Genomic DNA, 21389 nt, shown 5'->3' with positions numbered 1-21389 from the left:
GCGGCCGGCGCTTGACCAGGGCACCCCATCCCGCAAGCAGAGAGGCAAGGCGATGGCGATCACCTTGAAGGAGGAGCGCAGGCTCCTGACGGCCGCCGAATTCGAAGCCGTGGAGCCGACCCACTACCCCCGGATCTGCGGACTCTCGCGCGACGAGCTCGTCGCCGCGGAGCGGCGGCTGCGGGAGTTCCGCGACAAGGCGCGCGACATCGCGCGCCAGCAGCGCCGCGAGATGCGCGGCAAGTCGGCGCCGCGCGGCGCCGCGCCGGCGCGCGACAACACGGGCACCACCAGGAAGAAGCAGATCTTCGTGCAGGGGCTCAAGCGGGTGCGCCGCGAGCTGCGCCGCTTCGAGCAGGCCGAGGCGAGGCCACCGAGCCAGGCGGAGATCGCGCGGCGCGCCCTGGAGATGAAGCGCGCCAGCCGCATGCGCCATCATCCCGACGCGGGCGCCACCGCGCATGGCGGCATGCGCGCCACGCCGAACCCCGGCGACACGGTGCGCGTAGACCCGCGCGAGATCGGTCGCGTCTCGCAGTTCGTGAAGGCGGCGCAGGCGCGGCGGGACGCGGGCTGAGGGGACGCGGCGCGGCCCCGGCCGCGCCGCTTCCCGCCGCCGCGGCCCGGCACAGGGGGCCCGCGCGGTCGCCGGTACGGCCCGATCCGCGTAGGATCCGGACGCCGACGCCGGCAAGAGAGGGAGAGGGACCATGCTGCGCGCGCGCCGGATTCCGCCGCCCCACATCTTCCCGCCCGACCCCTGGGCGCTGGAGGCGACGCGGTTCGGCCCGGAACTCGCGGGCGAGTTCGTCGGCCAGGCGGAGACCATGTTCGCGCTCTCCAACGGCCGGCTCGGCATCCGCGGCATGCTCGACGAGGGCGCGCCGGTGGAGGAGCCCGGCGTCTACCTCAACGGCTTCCACGAGCTGCGTCCGATCACCTACGGCGAGCGCGCCTACGGCTTCCCCCGCGTCGGGCAGAGCATGCTCGGCCTCCCCGACGGGACGCCGATGCGGCTCTACGTGGAGGGCGAACCCTTCCAGCTCGACCGCGCCGAGGTGCGCTCCTTCCGTCGCCGCCTGGACATGCGCTCGGGCGTGCTCGAGCGGCACGTGGCCTGGCGCGCCCCGGCGGGCCAGTGCCTGACGCTGCGCACGCGGCGGCTGGTCTCGTTCGACGACCGCCACCTCGCCGCCATCGGCTGGGAGCTGTCGGTCGAGGACGGCGCGGCGGAGATCACCCTCTGCTCGGAGCTGGTGCTCCGCCCGCCCCTGCCCGCCGACCCCGAGGATCCGCGCCTCGCCGAGCCCTTCGCCGGCAGGCGCGTGCTGTGCCCGACGGGCCAGGAGGCGACGGGCCTGCGCGCCATCCTCGGCTTCAGGACCGAGGGCTCGGGCCTGGTCCTCGCCTGCGCGATGGACCACGCGGTCGAGGATCCGGAGCGCCTCGCCGCCCGGCTCGAGTGCAAGGAGGACTGCGCCGTGGTGCGGTTCCGCGGCGAGGTCGCGCCCGGCCGGCCGATCCGACTGTGGAAGGCCCTCGCCTACTACTACGACGGCGGCGGCGTCGCGCCCGAGGAGGTGCGCGCGCGCGCCGCCCTCACCCTCGACCGCGCCCTGGAGCGGGGCTTCGACGGCGTGCTGGAACGGCAGCGGATGCACGTCGCGCGCTTCTGGGAGCGCGCCGACGTCGAGCTGGAGGATGCCGACCCGCACCGCCAGCAGGTGGTCCGCTGGAACCTGTTCCAGCTCCTGCAGGCCTCGGAGCGCGCGGAGGGCCACGGCATCGGCGCCCGCGGCCTGACGGGCCGCACCTACGAGGGCCACTACTTCTGGGACACCGAGATCTACGTCCTGCCGTTCCTGATCTACACCAACCCCCGGATGGCGCGCAGCCTGCTGATGTTCCGCCACGGCATGCTCGACAAGGCGCGCGAGCGCGCGCGCGAGCTCAACCACCGCGGCGCCACCTTCCCCTGGCGCACGATCGACGGGCGCGAGGCGTCCGCCTACTACGCGGCGGGCACGGCGCAGTACCACATCAACGCCGACATCGCCTACGCGCTGCGCAAGTACGTCGAGGTGGCCGGCGACGAGGAGTTCCTGCTCGACTACGGCGCCGAGATCCTGGTCGAGACCGCGCGGCTCTGGCACGACCTCGGCTTCTTCTCGCCGCGACGCGGCGGGCGGTTCTGCATCAACGCCGTGACCGGGCCCGACGAGTACAACACGGTGGTGAACAACAACCTCTTCACCAACCTGATGGCGCGCGAGAACCTGCGCTACGCCGCCGACACCGCGGAGGCGATGCGGCGGGACCATCCCGACGCCTTCGCCGAGCTGGTGCGCCGCACCGGCCTCAAGGACAGCGAGCCGGTCGAGTGGCGCGAGGCGGCGGAGCGCATGTACCTGCCCTGGGACGAGCTCCTGCGCATCCATCCGCAGGACGACGAGTTCCTGTACAAGGAGCGCTGGGACTTCGCGAACACGCCGGCGGATCACTACCCGCTCATGCTCCACTACCACCCTCTCAACCTCTACCGCGCGCAGGTGATCAAGCAGGCGGACACGGTGCTGGCGATGTTCCTCCTCAACGGCCAGTTCACGCCGGAGGAGAAGAAACGCAACTTCGACTACTACGACCCGATCACCACGCACGACAGCTCGCTCTCGGTCTGCATCCAGGCGATCGTCGCGGCCGAGATCGGCTACGCCACGAAGGCGATGGAGTACTTCCGCTTCGCCGCCGAGATGGACCTCTCCGACGTCGGGGGCAACATGCGGCACGGGGCTCATATCGCCTCGATCGGCGGCACCTGGATGGCGCTGACCTACGGCTTCGCCGGCCTGCGCGACGGCGAGGGGCGCATCTCCTTCTCTCCGCGCCTGCCGTCCGAGTGGCGCGCGCTGCGCTTCCCGCTGACCATCCGCGGGTGCCGGCTGCGCGTGGAGGTGCGCCACGACGTGACCACCTATCGCCTGGAGGCGGGCGACGAGCTCACCGTCTTTCATTGCGGCGAGGCCGTGACGCTGAGCGCCGCGGCGCCCGTCGCCACCCGCCCGACCCCGCCGCCGCCGCCGGAGCCGGTGCCAGAATTCCCGCAGCAGGAGCCGCCGGCCCCGCGGCGCGGCTGAGACGGCTCACGCCTCGGCCGCGACCTCCGTCAGGTCGCGCACGACGACGTCGGCGCCCCGCCGGCGCAGCGCCTCCGCCTGGCCGCCCCGATCCACGCCGACCACGAGGCCGAAGCCGCCCCGCCTGCCCGCCTCCACGCCGGCAAGCGCGTCCTCGAACACCACCGCGCGGGCCGGTGGCACGCCGAGGCGCCGCGCCGCCTCGAGGAAGGTGTCGGGGGCGGGCTTGCCGGCGAGGCCGAGCGCCGCCGCCATCTGCCCGTCCACGCGCAGGTCCACGAGCCCGTCGAGTCCGGCCGCGGCGAGCACGGCCGCGCAGTTCCGGCTGGCGGAGACCACGGCGAGCGGCATGCCGAGCCGCCGCAGCGCCCGCATCAGCGCCACGGCGCCGGGAGCCGGCTCCACCCCTTCGCGTTCCAACGCCGCCGTGAACAGGCCCTGCTTGCGCCGCGCCAGGGCGGCGACGGTCAGCGCCTCCTCCGGATCGGCCTCCGAACCCTCGGGCAGCACGATGCCGCGCGAGGCGAGGAAGGCCCGTACCCCGTCCTCGCGCCGCTTGCCGTCCACGAACGCCAGGTAGTCGGCCCGCAGGTCGAAGGGCCGGAACGGCTCCCCCATCTCCGCCGCGCGGCGGCGCAGCACCTCGTCGAACAGCGCCTTCCAGGCGGCGGCGTGGACCCGCGCCGTGTCGGCGAGCACCCCGTCGAGGTCGAACAGGACCGCGTCCCAGTCGCGGCGGGACAGCCTGACCCGGATCGTGGCGTGTTCACCCATGCGTGATTCTCCGGCCTGCGTCCGGCGGCGGCCCCAGCCGGCATCTGGGTGTCGGCCCGGCGGAGGGCCGTGGCTCTCCCCATGGCCGCGGCGCGCGGCGACCGGCCGCTCCCGGCGGCGCCGGGGGAGCGGATGCGGCCGAGCGGGAAACATGATAGCAGGACGGCGACGACGGCGCCGCCGGGGGCGCCGCCTGCTGGCGCGCGACGGCGCGGCGTCCGCCCTCTTCGCGGCGGCGCCTGCCAACGGAGCGGAGCCGCGTGCGTTGCCCCCGCAGCCGGACCGGACCGGAGCCGCCGCCCCGTCGCAGGCGGAGCCCTCGGGTCCGATCGCACGGGAGGGGGTCAGGTGCAGGACGACGCAGCGCAGGGCGAGGCGCCGGTTGCGACGCGGGATGGACCCGCGCAGGACGTGGGGACGCCCCCCTGGCACGCGCTGCCCGCCGAGGAGGCGCTGCGACGCCTCGGCGCGGACCCGGCCGGGCTCGACGCCGCGGAGGCGGCGCGGCGCCTCGCCGAGCACGGTCCGAACCGGCTGCCGAGCGCGAAGCCCCGCGGCCCGCTGCGCCGCTTCCTCGCGCAGTTCGACAACCTGCTGATCTACGTCCTGCTGGCGGCGGCGGCGGTGACCGCGCTGCTCGGCCATCCGCTGGACACGGCGGTCATCCTTGGTGTCGTGGTCGTGAACGCGGTGATCGGCTTCATCCAGGAGGGCCGCGCCGAGGAAGCGCTCCGCGCGATCCGCGACATGCTGACGCCGCACGCCTCGGTCCTGCGCAACGGTCGGCGCCTGACGATAGACGCCGCGGAGCTCGTCCCCGGCGACATCGTGCTGCTCGAGGCCGGGGACAAGGTGCCGGCCGACCTGCGCCTGGTGCGCGCGCGGGGGCTGCGCATCGAGGAGGCCGCGCTGACCGGAGAGTCCGTGCCGGTCGAGAAGTCCCCGGCGCCCGTCGCGCCGGATGCGCCGCTCGGCGACCGCGGCTCCATGGCCTACTCCGGCACGCTGGTCGCGGCCGGACAGGGCACGGGGGTCGTCGTTGCGACCGGCGCGCGGACCGAGCTCGGCCGGATCAGCACCATGATCAGCGAGGTCGAGCAGCTCACGACGCCGCTGCTGCGCCAGATGGACGAGTTCGCGCGGCGGCTCACCGTCATCATCCTCGGCCTTGCCGCCCTGGTCTTCGTCTTCGCCTGGATCGGCCGCGCCTACGACGCCGAGGAGGCGTTCATGGCGGTGGTCGCGATCGCCGTCGCGGCGATTCCCGAGGGGCTGCCGGCGGTGCTGACCATCACGCTGGCGATCGGCGTGCGCCGCATGGCGGCGCGCAACGCCATCGTGCGCCGCCTGCCTGCGGTCGAGACCCTGGGATCCGTCTCGGTCATCTGTTCCGACAAGACCGGCACGCTGACGCGCGGCGAGATGTCGGTGGCCACGGCGCTGACCGCGGTCGGGACCTTCAGGGTCGCCGGCTCCGGCTACGCGCCCGCCGGCGAGGTCGCCGCGGAGGGCAACGCCGAACCCGGGGCCGAGGCCGTGCTTGCCGAGCTCGCGCGCGCCGCGGCGCTGTGCAACGACGCGGCGTTGCGCGAGGATGCGGAGGCCGGCTGGATGGTGGACGGCGACCCGATGGAGGGCGCCCTCCTCGCCTTCGCCGCCCGCGCGGGCCAGCCGCCGGACGCGGTGCGCCGCCGCTTCGCGCGCCGCGACGAGATCCCCTTCGACTCCCGCCACCGCTACATGGCCACGCTGCACCGCGACGAGGATTGCGGCGACACCTTCGCCGTGGTGAAGGGCGCGCCGGAGCGGCTGCTCGCGATGTGCGACCGCGAGCGGCGCGTCGCCGAGCCGGAGGCGGAGGACGCGCCGCTCGACCGCGACCTCTGGCGGCAGCGGGTGGACGCGCTGGCGGCGCAGGGACAGCGGGTGATCGCCGTCGCCACCTGCCGCACGCCGCCCGACACGCACCACCTCGCGCCCGAGCAGGTTGAGGCGGGAGGGCTGACGCTGCTCGGCCTGCTGGGCCTGATCGACCCGCCGCGCGAGGAGGCGATCGCCGCCGTGGCCGAGTGCCAGGAGGCCGGCATCCGGGTGAAGATGATCACCGGCGACCACGCCGCGACCGCGGCCGCCATCGCGCGCCAGGTCGGGCTGCGGGGGGCGGGGGAGGTCGTCACCGGCCAGGACCTCGAGGCGATGGACGAGGCGGCGCTGCGCGCGCGGGCGCGAGAGGCCGACGTGTTCGCCCGCACCAGCCCCGAGCACAAGCTGCGGCTGGTCGAGGCGCTGCAGGCCGAGGGCGCCGTCGTCGCGATGACCGGCGACGGGGTGAACGACGCCCCGGCGCTCAAGCGGGCCGATGTCGGCGTGGCGATGGGCCGCAAGGGCACCGAGGCGGCAAAGGAGGCGGCCGAGATCGTCCTCGCCGACGACAACTTCGCCTCGATCGCCGCGGCGGTGCGCGAAGGGCGCACGGTCCACGACAACCTCACCAAGGCCGTCGTGTTCCTGCTGCCGATCAATGGCGGCGAGTCGCTCAGCATCGTCGCCGCCATCCTCCTCGGGGCCGAGCTGCCGGTCACGCCGCTGCAGATCCTGTGGGTGAACATGGTGAGTTCGGTCGCGCTCGCCCTGACGCTCGCCTTCGAGCCGACCGAGCCCGACGCCATGCGGCGGCCTCCGCGGCCGGCGGGCGAGCCGCTCCTCTCGGGCTTCCTCGTCTGGCGGATCGTGCTGGTGTCGGTGCTGTTCCTGGCCGGCGTCTTCGGCATGTTCGAGTGGGCGCTGCAGCGCGGCATGACGCTGGAGGAAGCCCGCACCGCCGTGGTCAACACCATCGTGGTGCTGGAGATCGCCTACCTGTTCAGCGTCCGCTACCAGCGGACGACCTCCTTCACCTGGCGCGGCGCGCTCGGGACGCCGGCGGTGCTGGCCGGGGTGGGGATGGTCACGCTGTTCCAGCTCACCTTCACCTACGCGCCGCCCATGCAGGTGCTGTTCGCCACCCGCCCGCTCGATCCGATCGCGGACGGCCTGCCGATCATCGGCGCCGGCCTCGCGCTGATGGCGGTCCTGGAGGCGGAGAAGCAGATCCGCAGGCGCATCGCCGGCCGCCTCCGCTGAGCCGGCACGGATCGGGAGGACCTCGCATGCAGGTCGCGGTCTTCAGCGCCAAACCCTATGATCGGCAGTTCCTCGACGCGGCCAACGCAGCGGCGGGCGGGCGGCACCGCCTCGCCTACCTGGAGGCGCGGCTCTCGCCGGAGACGGCGGTGCTGGCGCGCGGCGCCGGCGCGGTCTGCGCCTTCGTCAACGACCTGGCCGACGCCGCGTCGCTCGAGGAGTTCGCGCGCGCGGGGGTGCGGCTGCTCGCCCTGCGCTCGGCCGGCTTCAACAACGTGGACCTCGCGGCGGCGCGGCGCCTCGGCATCACGGTCGCGAGGGTGCCGGCCTACTCGCCGGAGGCGGTGGCCGAGCACACGCTGGCGATGATCCTCTCGCTCAACCGCCGCATCCATCGCGCCTACGCGCGGGTGCGGGAGGGCAACTTCGCGCTCGACGGGCTGCTCGGCTTCGACCTGAAGGGGCGCACGGTCGGCGTCGTCGGCACCGGGCGGATCGGCGCCGCGGTGGCGCGGATCATGGTCTGCCTCGGCTGCCGCGTGCTCGCCCACGACCCCCGCCCGGATCCCGCCCTCGAGGCGCTCGGCGTCTCCTACACGACGGTTTCGGAGCTGCTCGCCGCCGCCGACATCGTCACGCTGCACTGCCCGCTGACGCCGCAGACGCGCCACCTGATCGACGCCGGCGCGGTGGCGCGGATGAAGCGCGGCGTGATGCTGATCAACACCAGCCGCGGCGCCATCGTGGACACCCGGGCGGTCATCGACGGCCTCAAGTCGGGCGCGATCGGCCTGCTCGGCCTCGACGTGTACGAGGAGGAGGGGGACCTGTTCTTCGAGGACCTCTCCGAACAGGTGATCCAGGACGATGTCTTCGCCCGCCTGCTCACCTTCCCCAACGTGCTGATCACCGCCCACCAGGCCTTCTTCACCGAGGAGGCGCTGACCGCGATCGCCGAGACCACGATCGCCAACATCACCGCCTTCGAGGAGACGGGCCGCGCGGTGCACGAGGTCTCGACCGAGAAGCTCGCCTGAGCATGGGCGCGGGGAACGGCGCGGCGGCGCTCGCGGCGCTGCTGCCCGTCGGGCTGATCCTGGCGCTGATGGTCGGCCTGCGCTGGGCGGCGGCGCCGGCCGGGCTGGCCGGCCTCGCGGCGGCGCTGCCGGTGGCCCTCCTCGTCTTCGGCTGGCGCGGGCCGGAGGCGGCGGGCGGGATCGGCATCGCGCTCGCCGGCGTGGCCGCGGAGGCGGGCTTCGCCGCGCTCACCATCCTCTGGATCGTCGTTCCAGCGCTCGTGCTGCACGAGCTCCAGCTCGCCACCGGGGCGACCGAGACGCTGCGGCGGGCGCTGGTGCGGCTGTCGGACGATCCGCGCCTCGCGGCACTGCTCGTCGCCTGGTTCTTCGCGCTGTTCTCGGAGGGCGCGGCCGGGTTCGGCGCGCCGGTGGCGCTGACGGCGCCGATCCTGGTCGGGCTCGGCTTCGACCCGGCGCGGGCGGTGGCGCTGGCGCTCGTCGGCCACGCCGTGGGCGTGTCCTTCGGCGCGATCGGAACGCCGGTGGTGCCCCAGGCCGCGGCGAGCGGGCTCGATCCGGGGGCGATCGCGGGTGCGACCGCGCTGCTGCACGCGGCGCTCGGCTGGACCATGGCGCTCCTCGTCCGGCGCATCGCGGGCGAAGGCCGCGCGGGGCCCGGCTGGGGTCTCCTCGCCGCAGCGTTCTTCCTGCTGCCCTCGGCGGCGATCGCGGTCTGGGTGGGGCCGGAGCTGCCGACGCTCGGCGGCGCGCTGCTCGGCGGCGCCGCCTTCGCTCTCGCCGTACGGTGGCGCGGCGGCAGCGCGGGCGGGAAGCGCCCGGCCGCGGCCCGTGCGCTGCTCCGCGCGTCGCTGCCCTACCTGGTGCTGCTCGGGCTGATCCTCGCCACCCGGCTCGTCCCGCCGCTGCGTGAGGGGCTTGCCGGGATCAATTGGCGCTGGACGCTGTTCGGCGAGTTCCAGGGGAGCGTGCAGCCGCTCTACCACCCCGGGACCATGCTGCTGCTCGGCCTGCTGGTCGGCGGCCTTGCGCGCGGCGACGATGCGGCCGCGTTCCGCGCGGCAGCGGCGCGCGCGGCGGCGCGGTTGCCGCCGGTGGTGCTCGCTCTGCTCGCGATGCTCGCCCTCGCGCGGCTGATGGTCCATGCCGGCCTGATCGAATCCCTGGCCGAGGCCGCGGCGGCTCTCGCCGGCACGGCCTGGCCGCTGTTCGCGCCGACGGCGGGGGTGCTCGGCACCTTCGTGACCGGCTCCGCCACCGCCTCGAACATCCTGCTGACCGACTTCCAGCTCGCGACCGCCGCCGCGCTCGGCCTGCCGGCGCTGTGGATGGTCGCGGCGCAGGGCTTCGGCGCGGCGGTCGGCAACATCGTCTGCCCCCACAACATCGTCGCCGGCGGCGCGACCGTCGGTCTCGCCGGGCGGGAGGGCGAGGTGATGCGCCGCACGCTGCCCGCCTGCGCCCTCTATGCCGCGCTCGGCGGGGCGCTGCTCCTCTTCCTGATCGCGGCCGGCGTTGCGCCCGTGGTCACCGCCTAGAGCCGATCGCGGACGGCCAGAAACGGCCGGGAGCGTGGATCGGCGACGCGCGGGAGCCGTTGCCGCGGGCACGGCCGAGCGAAAACGGCTCTGGCGGCCTGTCGGATTCCCGAGCGGCCTGAAACCGGCGATGCATGGGCGGCATGGCGCGGCTCATCCCGTGCGGCCGCGACCGGGCCTTGCTGCTGCCGCTCGTGGTGGTGGCGACGGTGGGGCGGATGCCGGCCGGCGCCGTCGCGGTGCGGCCGATCCCCGGCGGCAGGGCGCAGGACCGCCCGCGGCGGCCGCTGGCGCTGCCGATCTCCCGCCGCGCCAGCGGCATCTTCTCCTCGCGCCGGATCGAGCGGGCGACGCACCGCGACCGCGGCGTGCGCTACGTGGCGGCGAACCTGCATCCCGACCACGACACGCTTGCCGCCTTCTGCCGCACCCGGCCGCGCCGGCCCCACGACTTCCGCCCCGGCCACGCCGAAGACCCCGCCCGCTCCGCCGAACCCTGGCGCCCCGCCATGCCGGCCAGGCTCGGCACCCCCGATGCCAAGGCCCGCTGCGCCCGCCGCAAGCAGACCGCCGAGCCCGCCTTCGGCATCGTCAAGGCCACCCCCGCCTCGCCTGACCTCGGCCACGGCCCCCCATGCACATGCACAGGCCGCAGACGCAAATCCGACAGGCTGCTCGCCGGCTACGCGCCGCCCCAGCCGGTCAGGAAGCGCTCCAGCAGGGTGCCGATCAGGCCGACATTGTAGCCGCCCTCCTGGATGATCGCGGCGGGCAGGCCGATCGCCCGGATCGCCGCGCCCGCCCGGGCGAAGCCCTCCGCGGTGACGCGCAGCGCCGCGAGCGGCTCGTGCTCGGAGGCGTCGAAGCCGAGGGAGACGACCAGGGCATCGGCGCGGAAGGCGCGGATCGCGGCGATCCCCGCCTCGATCGCGGCGAGCCAGCCGGCGTCGCCGGTGCCGATGGGAAGCGGCAGGTTCAGGTTGCAGCCCTCGCCCGCACCGGCGCCGCGCTCCTCCGGGTGGCCGACGAACCAGGGGTAGTAGCGGTTCGGGTCGGCGTGGACCGAGACGGTCAGCACGTCGCCGCGCTGCCAGAAGAGGCCCTGGGTGCCGTTGCCGTGGTGGCTGTCCACGTCGAGCGTCGCCACCCGCGCCGCCCCGGCGCGGCGCAGCGCCTCCACCGCCAGCGCGGCGTTGTTGAGGTAGCAGTGCCCGCCGGCGCGGGCCGCGTAGGCGTGATGGCCCGGCGGGCGGCACAGCGCGTAGGCGCTGCGCCCCTCCGCCGCCTCCGCCGCCGCCGCCAGGGCGCAGCCGGCGGCCGCCCGCGCCGCCTCCCAGGTGCCGGGGCCGATCGGGCAGGCGGCATCGGCCATGTACCAGCCGGCGCGGCCGACGACGCTCTCCGGCGGCCGCCCGCCCTGGGCGAGCACCTCCGGCGTCGGGTGGACGTTCGCCACCACCTCCGGCCCGCGGTCCGGCAGGGCGTCCCACGCCGCGGCGGCGCCCGCGAGGAAGTCCAGGTAATCCGGCGCGTGCACCGTCTCCAGCGCGGCGCGCGGCGCCGGCGCCGGCTCGGCGGGGCCCAGCCCGAGCCGGTGCAGCGCCGAGAGCAGCGCGCCCGCCCGCTCCGGCACCTCGTAGTTCGGCCGCACCGCGCCGCGCACGAGGAAGAAGCGCGGCGTGTGCCGCATCTGGTCGGGATGGGCGAAGGTCCTCATGGCGCGGCACGCTAGGCCCCGCCCGCCGCGCCTGTCCACCGCCGGCGCCGCGGCCGCTGGACAGACCGCGCCGCGCGGGCTGGATTGCCCCACCGCCCTGCCCGCACCCTGCCCGAAGGAGGGACGATGAGCCTCGACCCCGGCGCCCGCCGCGCCATCCTCGACGCCGTGGACGCGCTGCGCGAGGAGAGCGTGGCGACACTCCAGCGCCTGGTCCGCTGCCCCTCGACGCTGGGCCAGGAGGCCCCGGCGCTGGAGGAGATGGCCCGCCTCTACGCGAGCCTCGGCCTCGCCCCGCGCCGCATCCCGACCGACCCGGCCGCCCTCGCCGCCCATCCCGGCTTCTCGCCGCCGCTGATCGGCTACGAGGGCCGCGACAACGTCGTCGCCGTGCATGCGCCGCGCGGGGCGCGCAAGGGCCGCAGCCTCGTCCTCCAGGGCCATGTGGACGTGGTGCCGGAGGGCGCGGCCGACATGTGGGCGACGCCGCCCTTCGAGCCCGCGATCCGCGGCGGCCGCATGTACGGCCGCGGCGCCGGCGACATGAAGGCCGGCCTCGTCTCCGCCTGCATGGCCTTCAAGGCGCTCCGCCTCGCCGGCCTGCAGCCCGCCGCCGAGGTGCAGATGCACGCCGTGGTCGAGGAGGAGTGCACCGGCAACGGCGCCCTCGCCTGCATGCTCGCCCTGCCGAAGGCCGACGCGGTGATCATCCCGGAGCCCGGCCCCGGCGTGGACGGCCTCTACACCGCCGAGGTCGGCGTCGTCTGGGCCTGGATCACGGTCAGCGGCCGCCCGGCCCATGTGCGCGACATGCAGGCCGGCATCAACGCGATCGAGGCCGCCACCTTCATCGCCGCCCGCTTCAAGGACTACGAGGCGGAGATGAACCGCGCCGAGCGCATCCACCCCGCCTTCCGCGGCGTCAACCACCCGGTCAACGTCAACCTCGGCACCATCGAGGGCGGGGAGTGGAACAGCTCCGTCCCGACGCGCGCCCGCATCGGCCTCCGCGTCGGCGTCATGATGGGCTACACCGCGGCGCAGACGCGCGCCGACATCGAGCGCCTCGTCGCCGAGGCATCCCGCGACGAGCGCCTGCGCGGCGCCCGGGTGAAGCTGGAGTTCAAGGGCTTCATGGCCGACCCCTGCCTCTTCGACACCGAGGCGGAGATCGTCCGCCTCGCCCGGCGCAGCTACGCCGAGGCCACCGGCGGCACGCTGCGCGACTACCCCGCGACCGGCCTCACCGACGGACGGCACTTCGTCCTGCACCAGGGCACGCCGGTCGCCTGCTTCGGACCGGACGCGCAGGACATCCACGGCATAGACGAGAACGTCGGCCTGGAGAGCATGCACGGCATCACCCGGACCATCGCCCTGACCCTGGCCGAGTGGTGCGGCGTGGAGGGGAGCGAAGCATGAGCGCCGCGAGCAACCTGCCGCTCTCCGGAGCGCGGCTGTGGGACAGCCTGATGGAGATGGCGCGCATCGGCGCCACCCCGAAGGGCGGCTGCAACCGCCAGGCCCTGACCGACCTCGACGGCGAGGCCCGCCGCCTGCTGCAGCGCTGGGCGGAGGCCTGCGGCCTGACCCTGAGCGTGGACCGCGTCGGCAACATGGTCTTCCGCCGCGAGGGCCGCGACCCGTCGCGCCCGCCCGTCGCCATCGGCAGCCACCTCGACACCCAGCCCACGGGCGGCAGGTTCGACGGCGTGCTCGGCGTGCTCGCCGGCCTCGAGATCATGCGCGCGCTGCACGAGGCGGGCGCGGAGACCGAGGCGCCGCTGCTGCTGATCAACTGGACCAACGAGGAGGGCGCGCGCTTCTCGCCGCCGATGATGGGCAGCGGCGCGGCGATGGGCATCTTCCCCGAGGCCGAGGTCCTCGCCAGGACCGACCCCGCCGGCGCCGTCTTCGGCGAGGAGCTGCGCCGCATCGGCTGGCAGGGCAGCGCCGACCCGGCCGGGCTGCAACGCCTCGGCGCCTATTTCGAGCTGCACATCGAGCAGGGCCCGGTGCTGGAGCGCGAGGGCAGGGAGATCGGCGTCGTCACCCACGCCCTCGCCCAGACCTGGTACGAGGTCACGGTGGAGGGCGAGGAGGCGCACGGCGGCTCCGCCATGGAGCACCGCCGCGACGCGCTGATGGCCGCCGCCCCGCTGATCGCCGCCGTGGAGGAGATCGCCCTCGCCACCGGCGGCGACGGCCGCGGCACGGTCGGCTGCGTCACCGTCCGGCCCGGCAGCCGCAACGTCGTCCCCTCCCGCGTCTGGTTCAGCGTGGACACGCGCCACGGCGACCCCGACCGCCTCGCCTGGATGGGCGAGCGGCTGCGCGAGCGGGCGGCGGAGATCGCGCGCGCCCGCAACGTCGCCATCCATGTGGAGGAGTTCTGGCACGCGCCGCCGACGCCCTTCGATCCCGTCCTCGTCGCGCGCCTGCGCGAGGCGGCGAAGGCGCGCGGCCTGCTCTGGCGGGAGATGGCCGCGGGCATCGGCCACGACGCCGTCTATTGCGCCCGGCGCGTGCCCTCCGCCCTGCTCTTCGTCCCCTGCGAGGGCGGCATCAGCCACAACGAGGCGGAGAGCATCACCCCCGCCTGGGCCGAGGCGGGCCTCAAGGTCCTCGCCGACGCCGTGATCGCCACCGCGAACGGATGAGCCCGCCCATGCGCATCGCCCTCGGCGGCTTCCTGCACGAGAGCCACTCCTTCGCCCCGCTCCCCGCCGGCTGGCGGGAGTTCCAGAAGCCCGGCGGCTTCGCGCCGCTGCAGCGCCCGGCGACGCTGGTCGAGACCCTGCGCCCGACCAGCGTCGGCACCGCCGGCGCGATCGCCGTGGCCGAGGAGGAGCTCTCCGCCGACCTCGCCCCCCTCACCTGGTGCTTCGCCAACCCCTCCGGCCCCGTCACCGCCGAGGCCTTCGAGCGCATCGCGGCGCTGCTCGTCGCCGCCCTCTCCGACGCGCTGGAGGCCGGGCCGCTCGACGGCGTCTATCTCGACCTGCACGGCGCGATGGTCGCCGAGGGCTTCCCGGACGCGGAGGGCGAGGTGCTGCGCCGGGTGCGCGCCGCGGTCGGCCCGCACGTGCCGATCGCGGCGAGCCTCGACCCGCACGCCAACCTGACGGCGCGGATGGTCGCGCTCGCCGACGTGCTGGTGCCCTACCGCACCTACCCGCATGTGGACATGCGCGAGACCGGCGCGCGGGCGATGCGCCTCCTCGGCGCGCGCATCCGGCGCGGCGCGCCCTGGGCCAGGGCGTTCCGCCAGGTGGACTTCCTCATCCCGCTCGGCACGCAATGCACGCTGGTCCCGCCGATGGCCGAGGTGATGGCGGAGCGCGCGCGGCTCGCCGAGGCGCACGGCCTCGCCGAGCTCGCCTTCTGCTTCGGCTTCCCCTACGCGGACTTCCCCGACTGCGGCGCCGCCATCGCCGCCTTCGGGCCGGACCAGGCGGCGGCCGACGCCGCGGCCGAGGCGCTCGCCGCCCACCTGTACCGGCGCGAGCCCGACTTCGCCGGCGCCGTCGCCGACGCGGCGGAGGGCGTGGCGGAGGCGATCCGCCTCGCCGCCACCGCCGCGCGCCCCGTCGTGCTCGCCGACACCCAGGACAATCCCGGCGGCGGCGGCCACGGCGACACCACCGGCCTGCTCGCCGAGCTGATCCGCCAGGGGGCGCAGGGCGCCGTCCTCGGCCTGATCAACGACGCGGAGAGCGCCGCCGCCTGCCACGCGGCGGGCGAGGGCGCCACGCTCGCGCTCCGCCTCGGCGGCAGGAGCGACGGCGCCCCCCTCGACGTCACCGCCACGGTCGAGCGCCTGACCGACGGCCGCTTCACCTGCACCGGCCCGATGGCGCGCGGCAATTCCGCCGATCTCGGGCCCACCGCGCTGATCCGGGTCGCTCCCGGCGTGCGCGTCATCCTCGTCTCGCGCAAGATGCAGGCCTACGACCAGGCGCTGTTCCGCCATGTCGGCGTGGAGCCCGCCGCGCAGAAGATCCTGGCGCTGAAGTCGAGCGTGCATTTCCGCGCCGACTTCCAGCCGATCGCGGAGCGCGTGATCGTCGTCGCCGCGCCCGGGCCCGTGGTGGCCGATCCGGCGGTGCTGCCCTTCCGCAACCTCCGCCCGGGCCTGCGCCTGCGCCCGCAGGCGAACTGACGGCGGCCGGTCCGCCGGCGCCCCGGCCTACCCGCGCGTGTCCTCCTCGCGCCGCAGCGCGCGGAGGCGGCGCAGCAGGTCCTCCGCCTCGGGGCTCGCCAGCAGTTCCTCCGCCTCCTCGACATCGGCGCGCTGGACGGAGCACCAGGCGCGCCCGGCGCGGGAGGCCCCCTCCCGCGCCTCCCGCATGGACGCGGCGTGCTTGAGGCGCGCCCCCTCCGCGGGCGAGAGGGCCAGCAACGCCGCCTCCAGCTCGGCGGCGCGGCGACGCGCCGCCTCGGCGAGGCGGATCCGGCACCCCTCGGCGACCCGCAGCGCCGTCACCAGGCTGACGACGGTGCGGCGGAGGTCGCGCTCGGCCAGGGACTGCGAGCGCGCCTGCGCCGGCCCCGCGGCAGCGGGCAGGGCGGCCCAGCCGAGCACCAGCAGCCCGGCCGCCCAGGGGGTCCAGGCGCGCCGCCGGCTCCGCCCCGTGCCGCCGCGCTCGGGGGACGGGGCCCGCACCGCCCGCCGCCTTGCCGCATCCTCGCCCGACGACGCCATGCCCGGCCTCCATGCTCCCCTCGGCTCCCCTTTGCTTAGACCAGCCGATGCCGGCCGGGAACCGCCGGCCGCCGGCGGCGCCCGCCTGATCGCTCCACTGTGTCGCGCCCGGGCCCGACGGAGCGTCCGGCGATGCGGGCCCCTTCCCGCTCAGCCCGCGCCCAACTCGCCGAGCAGCGCCAGCACCTGCGCGCGCCGGGGAATCGGCGCCACGGCGCCATAGCCGGTGGTGGCGAGCGCCGCCGCCGCGTTGGCGTAGCGCGCCGCGGCCAGCGGCTCCTCGCCGGCCGCGACGTGCCGGGCGAGGAAGGCGCCGGCGAAGGTGTCGCCGGCCCCGGTCGCATCCACCGCCTGCACCCTGTGGGCCGGGATGCGGGTGCGCCCCTCCCGCGTGCACAGCATCGCCCCCGCCTTGCCGAGCTTGAGCAGCACCAGCGGGCAGAGGCGCAGATAGAAGTCCGCCACGGCGTCCGGGTCGGTGAGCCCGGTCAGCGCCTCGGCGTCCTCCAGCGAGGGGAAGGCGATGTCGGCCATGCCGATCGCCGCGTGGATCACCGCCGCCGCCCGCCGCGCCGGCCACAGCCGCAGACGCAGGTTGGTGTCGTAGGAGACCCTCACCCCCGCTGCCCGGGCGATCTCGATGGCGCGGAAGCCGGCGTCGCAGGCGCTGGTCGAGATCGCCTGGCTGATGCCGGAGAGGTGCAGCACCCGCGCCGCGCGGATCGCGTCCTCGGGCAGGTCCTCCGGGCGGTAGCGGCTGGCGGCACTGCCGGTGCGGTAGAAGGTGAAGCGGTGCCCCTCCGGCCCGTGGGTGACGAAATAGACGCCGGTCGGCGCCTCCGGGTCGCGGCGCACATGCGTCGTGTCCACGCCCTCGCGCGCCCAGAGGTCGAGGAAGCTGTCGCCGGCGGCGTCGCGCCCGATCGCGGTGAGGTAGCCGGCCCGCGCCCCGCTGCGCGCCGCGGCGATCGCGGCGTTGGAGGTGTCGCCGCCGTGGCCCTCCAGGTAGAGCGTGCGCGGATCGTCCCCGCGGCGCGGGAGCTGGTTGAACTCCAGCATCGGCTCGCCGAAGCAGAGGATGTCCACCGGCGCCGCCGCGGTCTCGCCCATGGCCGTCACGCCTGCAGGATGCCGAGCGCGGCGCGCGCCACCGCCTGCACCGCCGCCCGGTCGCCCGCGGCGACGAGCCGCTCGTCCACCAGCCTGCCGCCGATGCCGACGAAGGCCGCGCCGGCCTCGAGGTAGTCCTGGACGGCCTCCGCATCCACGCCGCCGGTCGGGCAAAAGACGACATCGGGGAAGACGGCGCGCAGGCTGCGGATGTGCGCCGGGCCGCCGACCGAGCCGGCGGGGAAGATCTTCACCACGTCGGCGCCGGCGGCGAGCGCGGCGCGCACCTCGGTCGGCGTCAGCGCGCCGAGCATGACGCAGGCGCCCGCCTCCCGCGCCGGGGCGACGATGCTCGGCTCCACCCAGGGCGCGACGAGGAACTTCGCCCCGGCGTCGAGGCACGCCTCCGCCGTGCGGGCGTCCGGCACCGTGCCGGCGCCGACCAGCAGCTCCGGATCGGCGGCGAGGGCGCGGATCAGCGCCGGCGCCTCGGGCACGGTCATGGTGATCTCGAAGACGCGCAGCCCCGCCTCCTGCAGCCAGGCGACGGCGGTGGCGGCACGGGCGGCGCTGGAGGCGCGCACCACGGGAACGACCCGCAGCGCGCGCAAGCGGGGGACGAGCGGATGGGTCATGCGGCCTCGGCTCCGGCACTGCGGGCGATGGCAGGACAGCACGCGAGATGGGGCGCCGCCGCCGGTCCTGCGAGCCCGCCCCGGCGGCGGGCGGATCGGTCAGCCCCGGGCGCCACCCTCCGCCAGCGCGCGCATGGCCTCCGCCGTCGCATCGAGGGCCTGCGCGGCGGCGCGGGCGCGGTCGAGATCGGCGGCGGTGGCGGCGAGGCTGGCCTGGTAGCGGAGGGCGCCCTCGTGCAGCCCCGTCACGGCGCCATCCAGGGCCGCGAGCGCCGCGCGCCACTCGGCAAAGGCGTCGCCCTGCGCCGCGAGCGCCGCCTCCAGCCGCCGGAGGGCGAGGCGGAGGCGATCCTCGGGCCGGCTGGGGAAGGCCAGCAGGGCAAGCGCGGACCGGTCGGGAGGGTGCATGGAGTGCCTCGCGGGACGCGCAACGATTAATAAATCGGAAACGCATCCCACGCAACGCGACATCCGGACCGGCCTGCGCCCCGCCGTCCGGCGGGCGGAGGGCGGAAGTGCCGCCCATCCGGTCCGGGCGGCCCGCCCTGTCCACCGGAAGGGGGACAGGGTCACGGCGCCCGTCCCGCCAGGCGCCGCCCCGCCCACGCGGCGCCGCCGGTGAGCGCGCCGCGCCGCCGGGGCGCCGCGCCGGTGCATGCCACCGCAACGCCGGCGCCGCCGCTCGCGAGCGCGACAGCCCCGGGGCTGCCGGCGGGCGCCTTCCGCCGCCGCGCCGGCATCGCGGCGACGAGGCTCACCGTCACCGCGGCGGCGTAGGGCACCGACTGGACCAGCAGGATCACGCTCCACAGCACCGCCTCCCAGGTCGCGGCCTTGTGCACGAGGGTGACGCCGAGCGCCGCGCCCCACAGCAGCAGCAGCAGCGCCAGCTCCTGCCGCGCCATGGCGAGCCCCTGCACCAGCGCCGGCGCGTTCTCCATCTTCGGCGTCCGCAGGAACGGCGCCCGCCTCGTGAACAGCCCGGCGATCACCGCCTTGCCGATGGTGTGGGTCAGCGCGAGGCCCGCCACCGCCGCCCCGATCCGGTCGCGCCAGCCGCAGGGCACGCGCGCCGCGTAGAGCGCGAGGATCTGGAACAGCTTGAAGGCGAACAGCCCGAGGCTCGGCAGCAGGAACAGCAGGATCGGGAACTCGAAGCGCGTCCCGAACCGCACCGGCTCCGCCGTCGGCGAGAGGCCGAGCGCGTGGGCGAGGCTGCCCAGCGCCGCCTCCGCCCAGGGCATGGCGAAGACCAGCCCGGCCGACCAGGCGAGGCCGAGCAGCACGAACATCAGCCCCAGCGCGTCGCCGATCCAGGGCATCCAGCCCATCACGAAGTGCCAGCGCTGGCCCCGGGTGAGCTCGCGCCGGAACGGATCGAGCAGGGCGCCGAGATGCGCCTTGACGATCTGCATCGCGCCGTAGGCCCAGCGGTGCCGCTGCTTGCGGTAGGCGGCGAAGTCGTCCGGCATCAGCCCGAGCCCGAGGCTCTCCGGCACGTAGACCGCCTCCCACCCCTGGCGCATCAGCCGGAGGCCGAGCTCGCTGTCCTCGCAGATGCACCACTCCGCCCAGCCGCCCGCGGCCTCGAGCGCGGCGCGGCGGATCAGCGTCATGGTCCCGTGCTGGACGATGGCGTTGCGCTCGTTGCGCGTGACCATGCCGCAGCGGAAGAAGCCGGCGTACTCCCAGTACATCATCCGCTTGAACGGCGATTCGCCGGCGTCGCGGTAGTCCTGCGGGTTCTGGGTGAAGCCGACCTTCGGGTCGTCGAAGAACGGCACCATCCGGCGCAGCCAGTCCGGCGCGACCACGTAGTCGCTGTCCAGCACGCCGACGATCGCGGCGTCCGGCGCCGTCTCGCGCAGCGCGAAGTTCAGCGCGCCCGCCTTGTAGCCGGGCCACCGGCCGAGGTGGAAGAAGCGGAAGCGCGGCCCGAGGCGCGCGCAGTGCCGCTCGACCGGCTCCCACAGCGCCGGGTCGCGCGTGTTGTTGTCCACCACCAGCACCTCGAAGTCCGGGTAGTCGAGCCCGGCCAGGGCGTCGAGCGTGCGCGCCACCATCGCCGGCGGCTCGTTGCAGATCGGCAGGTGGATCGAGACCTTGGGCAGCCGCGCCCCCGCCGGCGCCGGCAGCGCCGGCCAGCGCCGCTTCCAGCGCCGCCCGAAGACGGTCTCCGCCAGCTCGAAGCTGTCCGAGAGCAGCAGCGCGAGCAGCAGGAGCTGCCCCGCCACCAGCAGCCCCCACACGATGCCCGCGGCGGGCGAGAGGTAGGTCTCGCTCATCGCCAGCAGGGTCAGCGTCGTCCCGGCGACGAAGAGCTGCGCCAGCGCCGCGAGCATCAGCTTGCCCGCGAGGCGGATGTCCGGCCGCCGCGCCAGGAGGAACAGGCCGGCGAGGAAGGCGGACAGCGTCGCCCCGGCGGCCCAGGCGGGCCAGTCCGGCGTCTCCCACACCGGCCCCGCGAGCGGCCACTTCGGCGCGCGGTCGAGGTCGAACATGCCCCAGTGGCCCGCGGCGCGGCCCTCGAAGCTCACCTTCCAGGGCTGGTCGAAGGCCTCCATCACGTAGTAGTCGAGCCCGCGCCGCTCGGCCTCGACGAAGAAGCCGCGCAGGAACGCCGCCTGGTTGATGCGGCTCGCCCGCGCCGCGCGGATGTCCACGCCGTTCGAGGGCCAGCCGACCTCGCCGATCACGATCGGCTTGCCGGGGAAGCGCGCGGCGACGGCCTCGTAGCGGTCGAGCACGTAGCGCAGCGCATCCGCGACCGGCACGCCTTCCCAGTAGGGCAGCAGGTGGATGGTGACGAAGTCCACCGCCGCGCCGAGCTCGGGGTGGTCGAGCCAGACGTGCCAGGGCTCGGCGGTGGAGATCGGCTGGCGCACCCCGGCGCGCCGCACCTCGGCGATGCGGGCGATGAGCTGCGCCGGCGTGAGGTCGCCGCGCAGCACCGCCTCGTTGCCGACCAGCAGGCGATCCACGTTGCGGCTGCGGCGCGCCGTCTCGACCAGCCGGGCGATCTCCGCGCGGTCCCGCGCCGGCCGGCCGTCGAGCCAGGCGCCGAGGGTGACGCGCAGATCGAGCCCCGCCGCCTCCGCGATCGCCGGGATGCGCTCGAGGCCCTGCTGCACCGAGTAGGTGCGGATGCGCCGGGTCAGGGGGGCGACGCGGCGCAGGTCCGATTCGATCTCCTCCGCGCTCGGCGGGGGTCCGCTCTCGGCGCCCTGGCCGCGCTGGTAGGGCGCGAAGGCGAGGCCCGCGACCGTGCCGCGGAAGTCGGGCACCGCCGTCGCCGGACGGTTCCATGCCCACCAGGCGCCGAGATGCAGCGCCGCGACCAGCGCCAGCGCCAGCAGCGTCGCCGGGTGCAGGAGTCCCGACCGCCAGCGGCCCGGGGCGCGCGCGGCGCGCATCGGGCGGGAGAGGCCGTCGGTCGTGCCGCGCGGGGGAAGCCCGGCACGGAAGGAAGCGGTCATCGCGGGGCGGCTCCGGCATGGGCGCGGGAGGCCGCCGCGTCCCGCGGAGCGGCCGCGCCGCCGCGCGCTTCACGGCGGCGGGATGCGGCATTCCGGGGCGGGCGGCGCCGCGCTCCTCGTGCGTCGCGCTGCTTGTGGCG

16 protein-coding genes are annotated in these 21389 nt (G+C 75.6%); 9 read left to right on the top strand and 7 right to left on the bottom strand.

All coding sequences use genetic code 11. The features are described from left to right. The first annotated feature begins 52 nt into the window (after positions 1 to 52). Together IEX99_RS08265 and IEX99_RS08260 are read left to right on the top strand one after the other, a co-directional pair. A complete protein-coding gene (locus IEX99_RS08265) occupies positions 53 to 577 on the top strand; it encodes a hypothetical protein (RefSeq protein WP_188899547.1) in 525 nt (174 codons plus the stop codon). A 133-nt stretch (positions 578 to 710) separates the two neighbouring features. Next, positions 711 to 3134, top strand: a complete 2424-nt coding sequence (locus IEX99_RS08260; RefSeq protein WP_188899546.1) for a glycoside hydrolase family 65 protein — start codon at positions 711 to 713, stop codon at positions 3132 to 3134. Between the two features lie 6 nt (positions 3135 to 3140). On the opposite strand, the gene IEX99_RS08255 is transcribed toward IEX99_RS08260, so the two are convergent. Continuing rightward, positions 3141 to 3908 (bottom strand): HAD family hydrolase, encoded by a 768-nt coding sequence (locus IEX99_RS08255; protein ID WP_188899545.1) that lies wholly within the window; start codon positions 3906 to 3908, stop codon positions 3141 to 3143. Positions 3909 to 4319: 411 nt separating this feature from the next. Between IEX99_RS08255 and IEX99_RS08250 the strand changes: the two genes are divergently transcribed. The 4 genes from IEX99_RS08250 to IEX99_RS22820 all read left to right on the top strand — a co-directional run bounded on the left by IEX99_RS08250 (position 4320) and on the right by IEX99_RS22820 (position 10352). Beyond that, positions 4320 to 7031 (top strand): HAD-IC family P-type ATPase, encoded by a 2712-nt coding sequence (locus IEX99_RS08250; protein ID WP_229677879.1) that lies wholly within the window; start codon positions 4320 to 4322, stop codon positions 7029 to 7031. 26 nt (positions 7032 to 7057) lie between these two features. Continuing rightward, positions 7058 to 8068, top strand: coding sequence for a 2-hydroxyacid dehydrogenase (locus IEX99_RS08245; protein ID WP_188899544.1), 1011 nt, complete (start codon positions 7058 to 7060; stop codon positions 8066 to 8068). A 2-nt stretch (positions 8069 to 8070) separates the two neighbouring features. Further along, complete coding sequence (locus tag IEX99_RS08240) at positions 8071 to 9606, top strand: L-lactate permease (RefSeq protein ID WP_188899543.1); 1536 nt, start codon at positions 8071 to 8073, stop codon at positions 9604 to 9606. A 143-nt stretch (positions 9607 to 9749) separates the two neighbouring features. Further along, the gene (locus IEX99_RS22820; RefSeq protein ID WP_188899542.1) at positions 9750 to 10352 is read left to right on the top strand and encodes a hypothetical protein; all 603 of its coding nucleotides are present in this window, start codon (positions 9750 to 9752) and stop codon (positions 10350 to 10352) included. Here the strand turns inward: IEX99_RS22820 and IEX99_RS08230 are convergent. After that, positions 10289 to 11323, bottom strand: coding sequence for a histone deacetylase family protein (locus IEX99_RS08230; RefSeq protein WP_188899541.1), 1035 nt, complete (start codon positions 11321 to 11323; stop codon positions 10289 to 10291). The two genes, IEX99_RS22820 and IEX99_RS08230, sit on opposite strands and share 64 nt — an antisense overlap. A gap of 126 nt (positions 11324 to 11449) precedes the next feature. Here IEX99_RS08230 and IEX99_RS08225 point away from each other — a divergent pair, with 126 nt between their 5' ends. The 3 genes from IEX99_RS08225 to IEX99_RS08215 are packed head-to-tail and all read left to right on the top strand — an operon-like array spanning position 11450 to position 15485. Next, positions 11450 to 12745, top strand: a complete 1296-nt coding sequence (locus IEX99_RS08225; RefSeq protein WP_188899540.1) for an ArgE/DapE family deacylase — start codon at positions 11450 to 11452, stop codon at positions 12743 to 12745. Beyond that, positions 12742 to 13983 (top strand): Zn-dependent hydrolase, encoded by a 1242-nt coding sequence (locus IEX99_RS08220; RefSeq protein ID WP_188899539.1) that lies wholly within the window; start codon positions 12742 to 12744, stop codon positions 13981 to 13983. Before IEX99_RS08225 ends, IEX99_RS08220 begins: the two co-directional genes overlap by 4 nt. Before the next feature lie 8 nt (positions 13984 to 13991). Further along, positions 13992 to 15485, top strand: a complete 1494-nt coding sequence (locus tag IEX99_RS08215) for a M81 family metallopeptidase (protein WP_188899538.1) — start codon at positions 13992 to 13994, stop codon at positions 15483 to 15485. 27 nt (positions 15486 to 15512) lie between these two features. Here IEX99_RS08215 and IEX99_RS08210 read toward each other — a convergent pair whose 3' ends face one another. From IEX99_RS08210 to IEX99_RS08190, 5 genes are all read right to left on the bottom strand, one after another. Further along, on the bottom strand, positions 15513 to 15989 hold the full coding sequence (locus IEX99_RS08210) for a hypothetical protein (protein WP_188899537.1): 477 nt from the start codon (positions 15987 to 15989) through the stop codon (positions 15513 to 15515). A 189-nt stretch (positions 15990 to 16178) separates the two neighbouring features. Beyond that, entirely contained in the window at positions 16179 to 17138 is a 960-nt protein-coding gene (locus IEX99_RS08205; RefSeq protein WP_188899536.1) for a sugar kinase, read from the bottom strand. A gap of 5 nt (positions 17139 to 17143) precedes the next feature. After that, complete coding sequence (locus IEX99_RS08200; protein ID WP_188899535.1) at positions 17144 to 17773, bottom strand: bifunctional 4-hydroxy-2-oxoglutarate aldolase/2-dehydro-3-deoxy-phosphogluconate aldolase; 630 nt, start codon at positions 17771 to 17773, stop codon at positions 17144 to 17146. Between the two features lie 99 nt (positions 17774 to 17872). Then, complete coding sequence (locus IEX99_RS08195; RefSeq protein ID WP_188899534.1) at positions 17873 to 18181, bottom strand: hypothetical protein; 309 nt, start codon at positions 18179 to 18181, stop codon at positions 17873 to 17875. A gap of 161 nt (positions 18182 to 18342) precedes the next feature. Beyond that, a complete protein-coding gene (locus tag IEX99_RS08190) occupies positions 18343 to 21249 on the bottom strand; it encodes a glycosyltransferase (protein ID WP_308421477.1) in 2907 nt (968 codons plus the stop codon). Positions 21250 to 21389: the final 140 nt, after the last annotated feature.

The organism is Caldovatus sediminis (genome assembly GCF_014644455.1).
In the GTDB taxonomy this organism is placed as follows: domain Bacteria; phylum Pseudomonadota; class Alphaproteobacteria; order Acetobacterales; family Acetobacteraceae; genus Caldovatus; species Caldovatus sediminis.
This window is presented reverse-complemented; position numbering and strand designations above follow the sequence as displayed.

Excerpts from the sequence above, each read along its gene's own strand:
- IEX99_RS08265 (WP_188899547.1), top strand. The coding sequence starts at position 53 with ATGGCGATCACCTTGAAGGAGGAGCGCAGGCTCCTGACGGCCGCCGAA.
- IEX99_RS08260 (WP_188899546.1), top strand. The coding sequence starts at position 711 with ATGCTGCGCGCGCGCCGGATTCCGCCGCCCCACATCTTCCCGCCCGAC.
- IEX99_RS08255 (WP_188899545.1), bottom strand. The coding sequence starts at position 3,908 with ATGGGTGAACACGCCACGATCCGGGTCAGGCTGTCCCGCCGCGACTGG.
- IEX99_RS08245 (WP_188899544.1), top strand. The coding sequence starts at position 7,058 with ATGCAGGTCGCGGTCTTCAGCGCCAAACCCTATGATCGGCAGTTCCTC.
- IEX99_RS08240 (WP_188899543.1), top strand. The coding sequence starts at position 8,071 with ATGGGCGCGGGGAACGGCGCGGCGGCGCTCGCGGCGCTGCTGCCCGTC.
- IEX99_RS22820 (WP_188899542.1), top strand. The coding sequence starts at position 9,750 with ATGGCGCGGCTCATCCCGTGCGGCCGCGACCGGGCCTTGCTGCTGCCG.
- IEX99_RS08230 (WP_188899541.1), bottom strand. The coding sequence starts at position 11,323 with ATGAGGACCTTCGCCCATCCCGACCAGATGCGGCACACGCCGCGCTTC.
- IEX99_RS08225 (WP_188899540.1), top strand. The coding sequence starts at position 11,450 with ATGAGCCTCGACCCCGGCGCCCGCCGCGCCATCCTCGACGCCGTGGAC.
- IEX99_RS08220 (WP_188899539.1), top strand. The coding sequence starts at position 12,742 with ATGAGCGCCGCGAGCAACCTGCCGCTCTCCGGAGCGCGGCTGTGGGAC.
- IEX99_RS08215 (WP_188899538.1), top strand. The coding sequence starts at position 13,992 with ATGCGCATCGCCCTCGGCGGCTTCCTGCACGAGAGCCACTCCTTCGCC.
- IEX99_RS08205 (WP_188899536.1), bottom strand. The coding sequence starts at position 17,138 with ATGGGCGAGACCGCGGCGGCGCCGGTGGACATCCTCTGCTTCGGCGAG.
- IEX99_RS08200 (WP_188899535.1), bottom strand. The coding sequence starts at position 17,773 with ATGACCCATCCGCTCGTCCCCCGCTTGCGCGCGCTGCGGGTCGTTCCC.
- IEX99_RS08195 (WP_188899534.1), bottom strand. The coding sequence starts at position 18,181 with ATGCACCCTCCCGACCGGTCCGCGCTTGCCCTGCTGGCCTTCCCCAGC.
- IEX99_RS08190 (WP_308421477.1), bottom strand. The coding sequence starts at position 21,249 with ATGACCGCTTCCTTCCGTGCCGGGCTTCCCCCGCGCGGCACGACCGAC.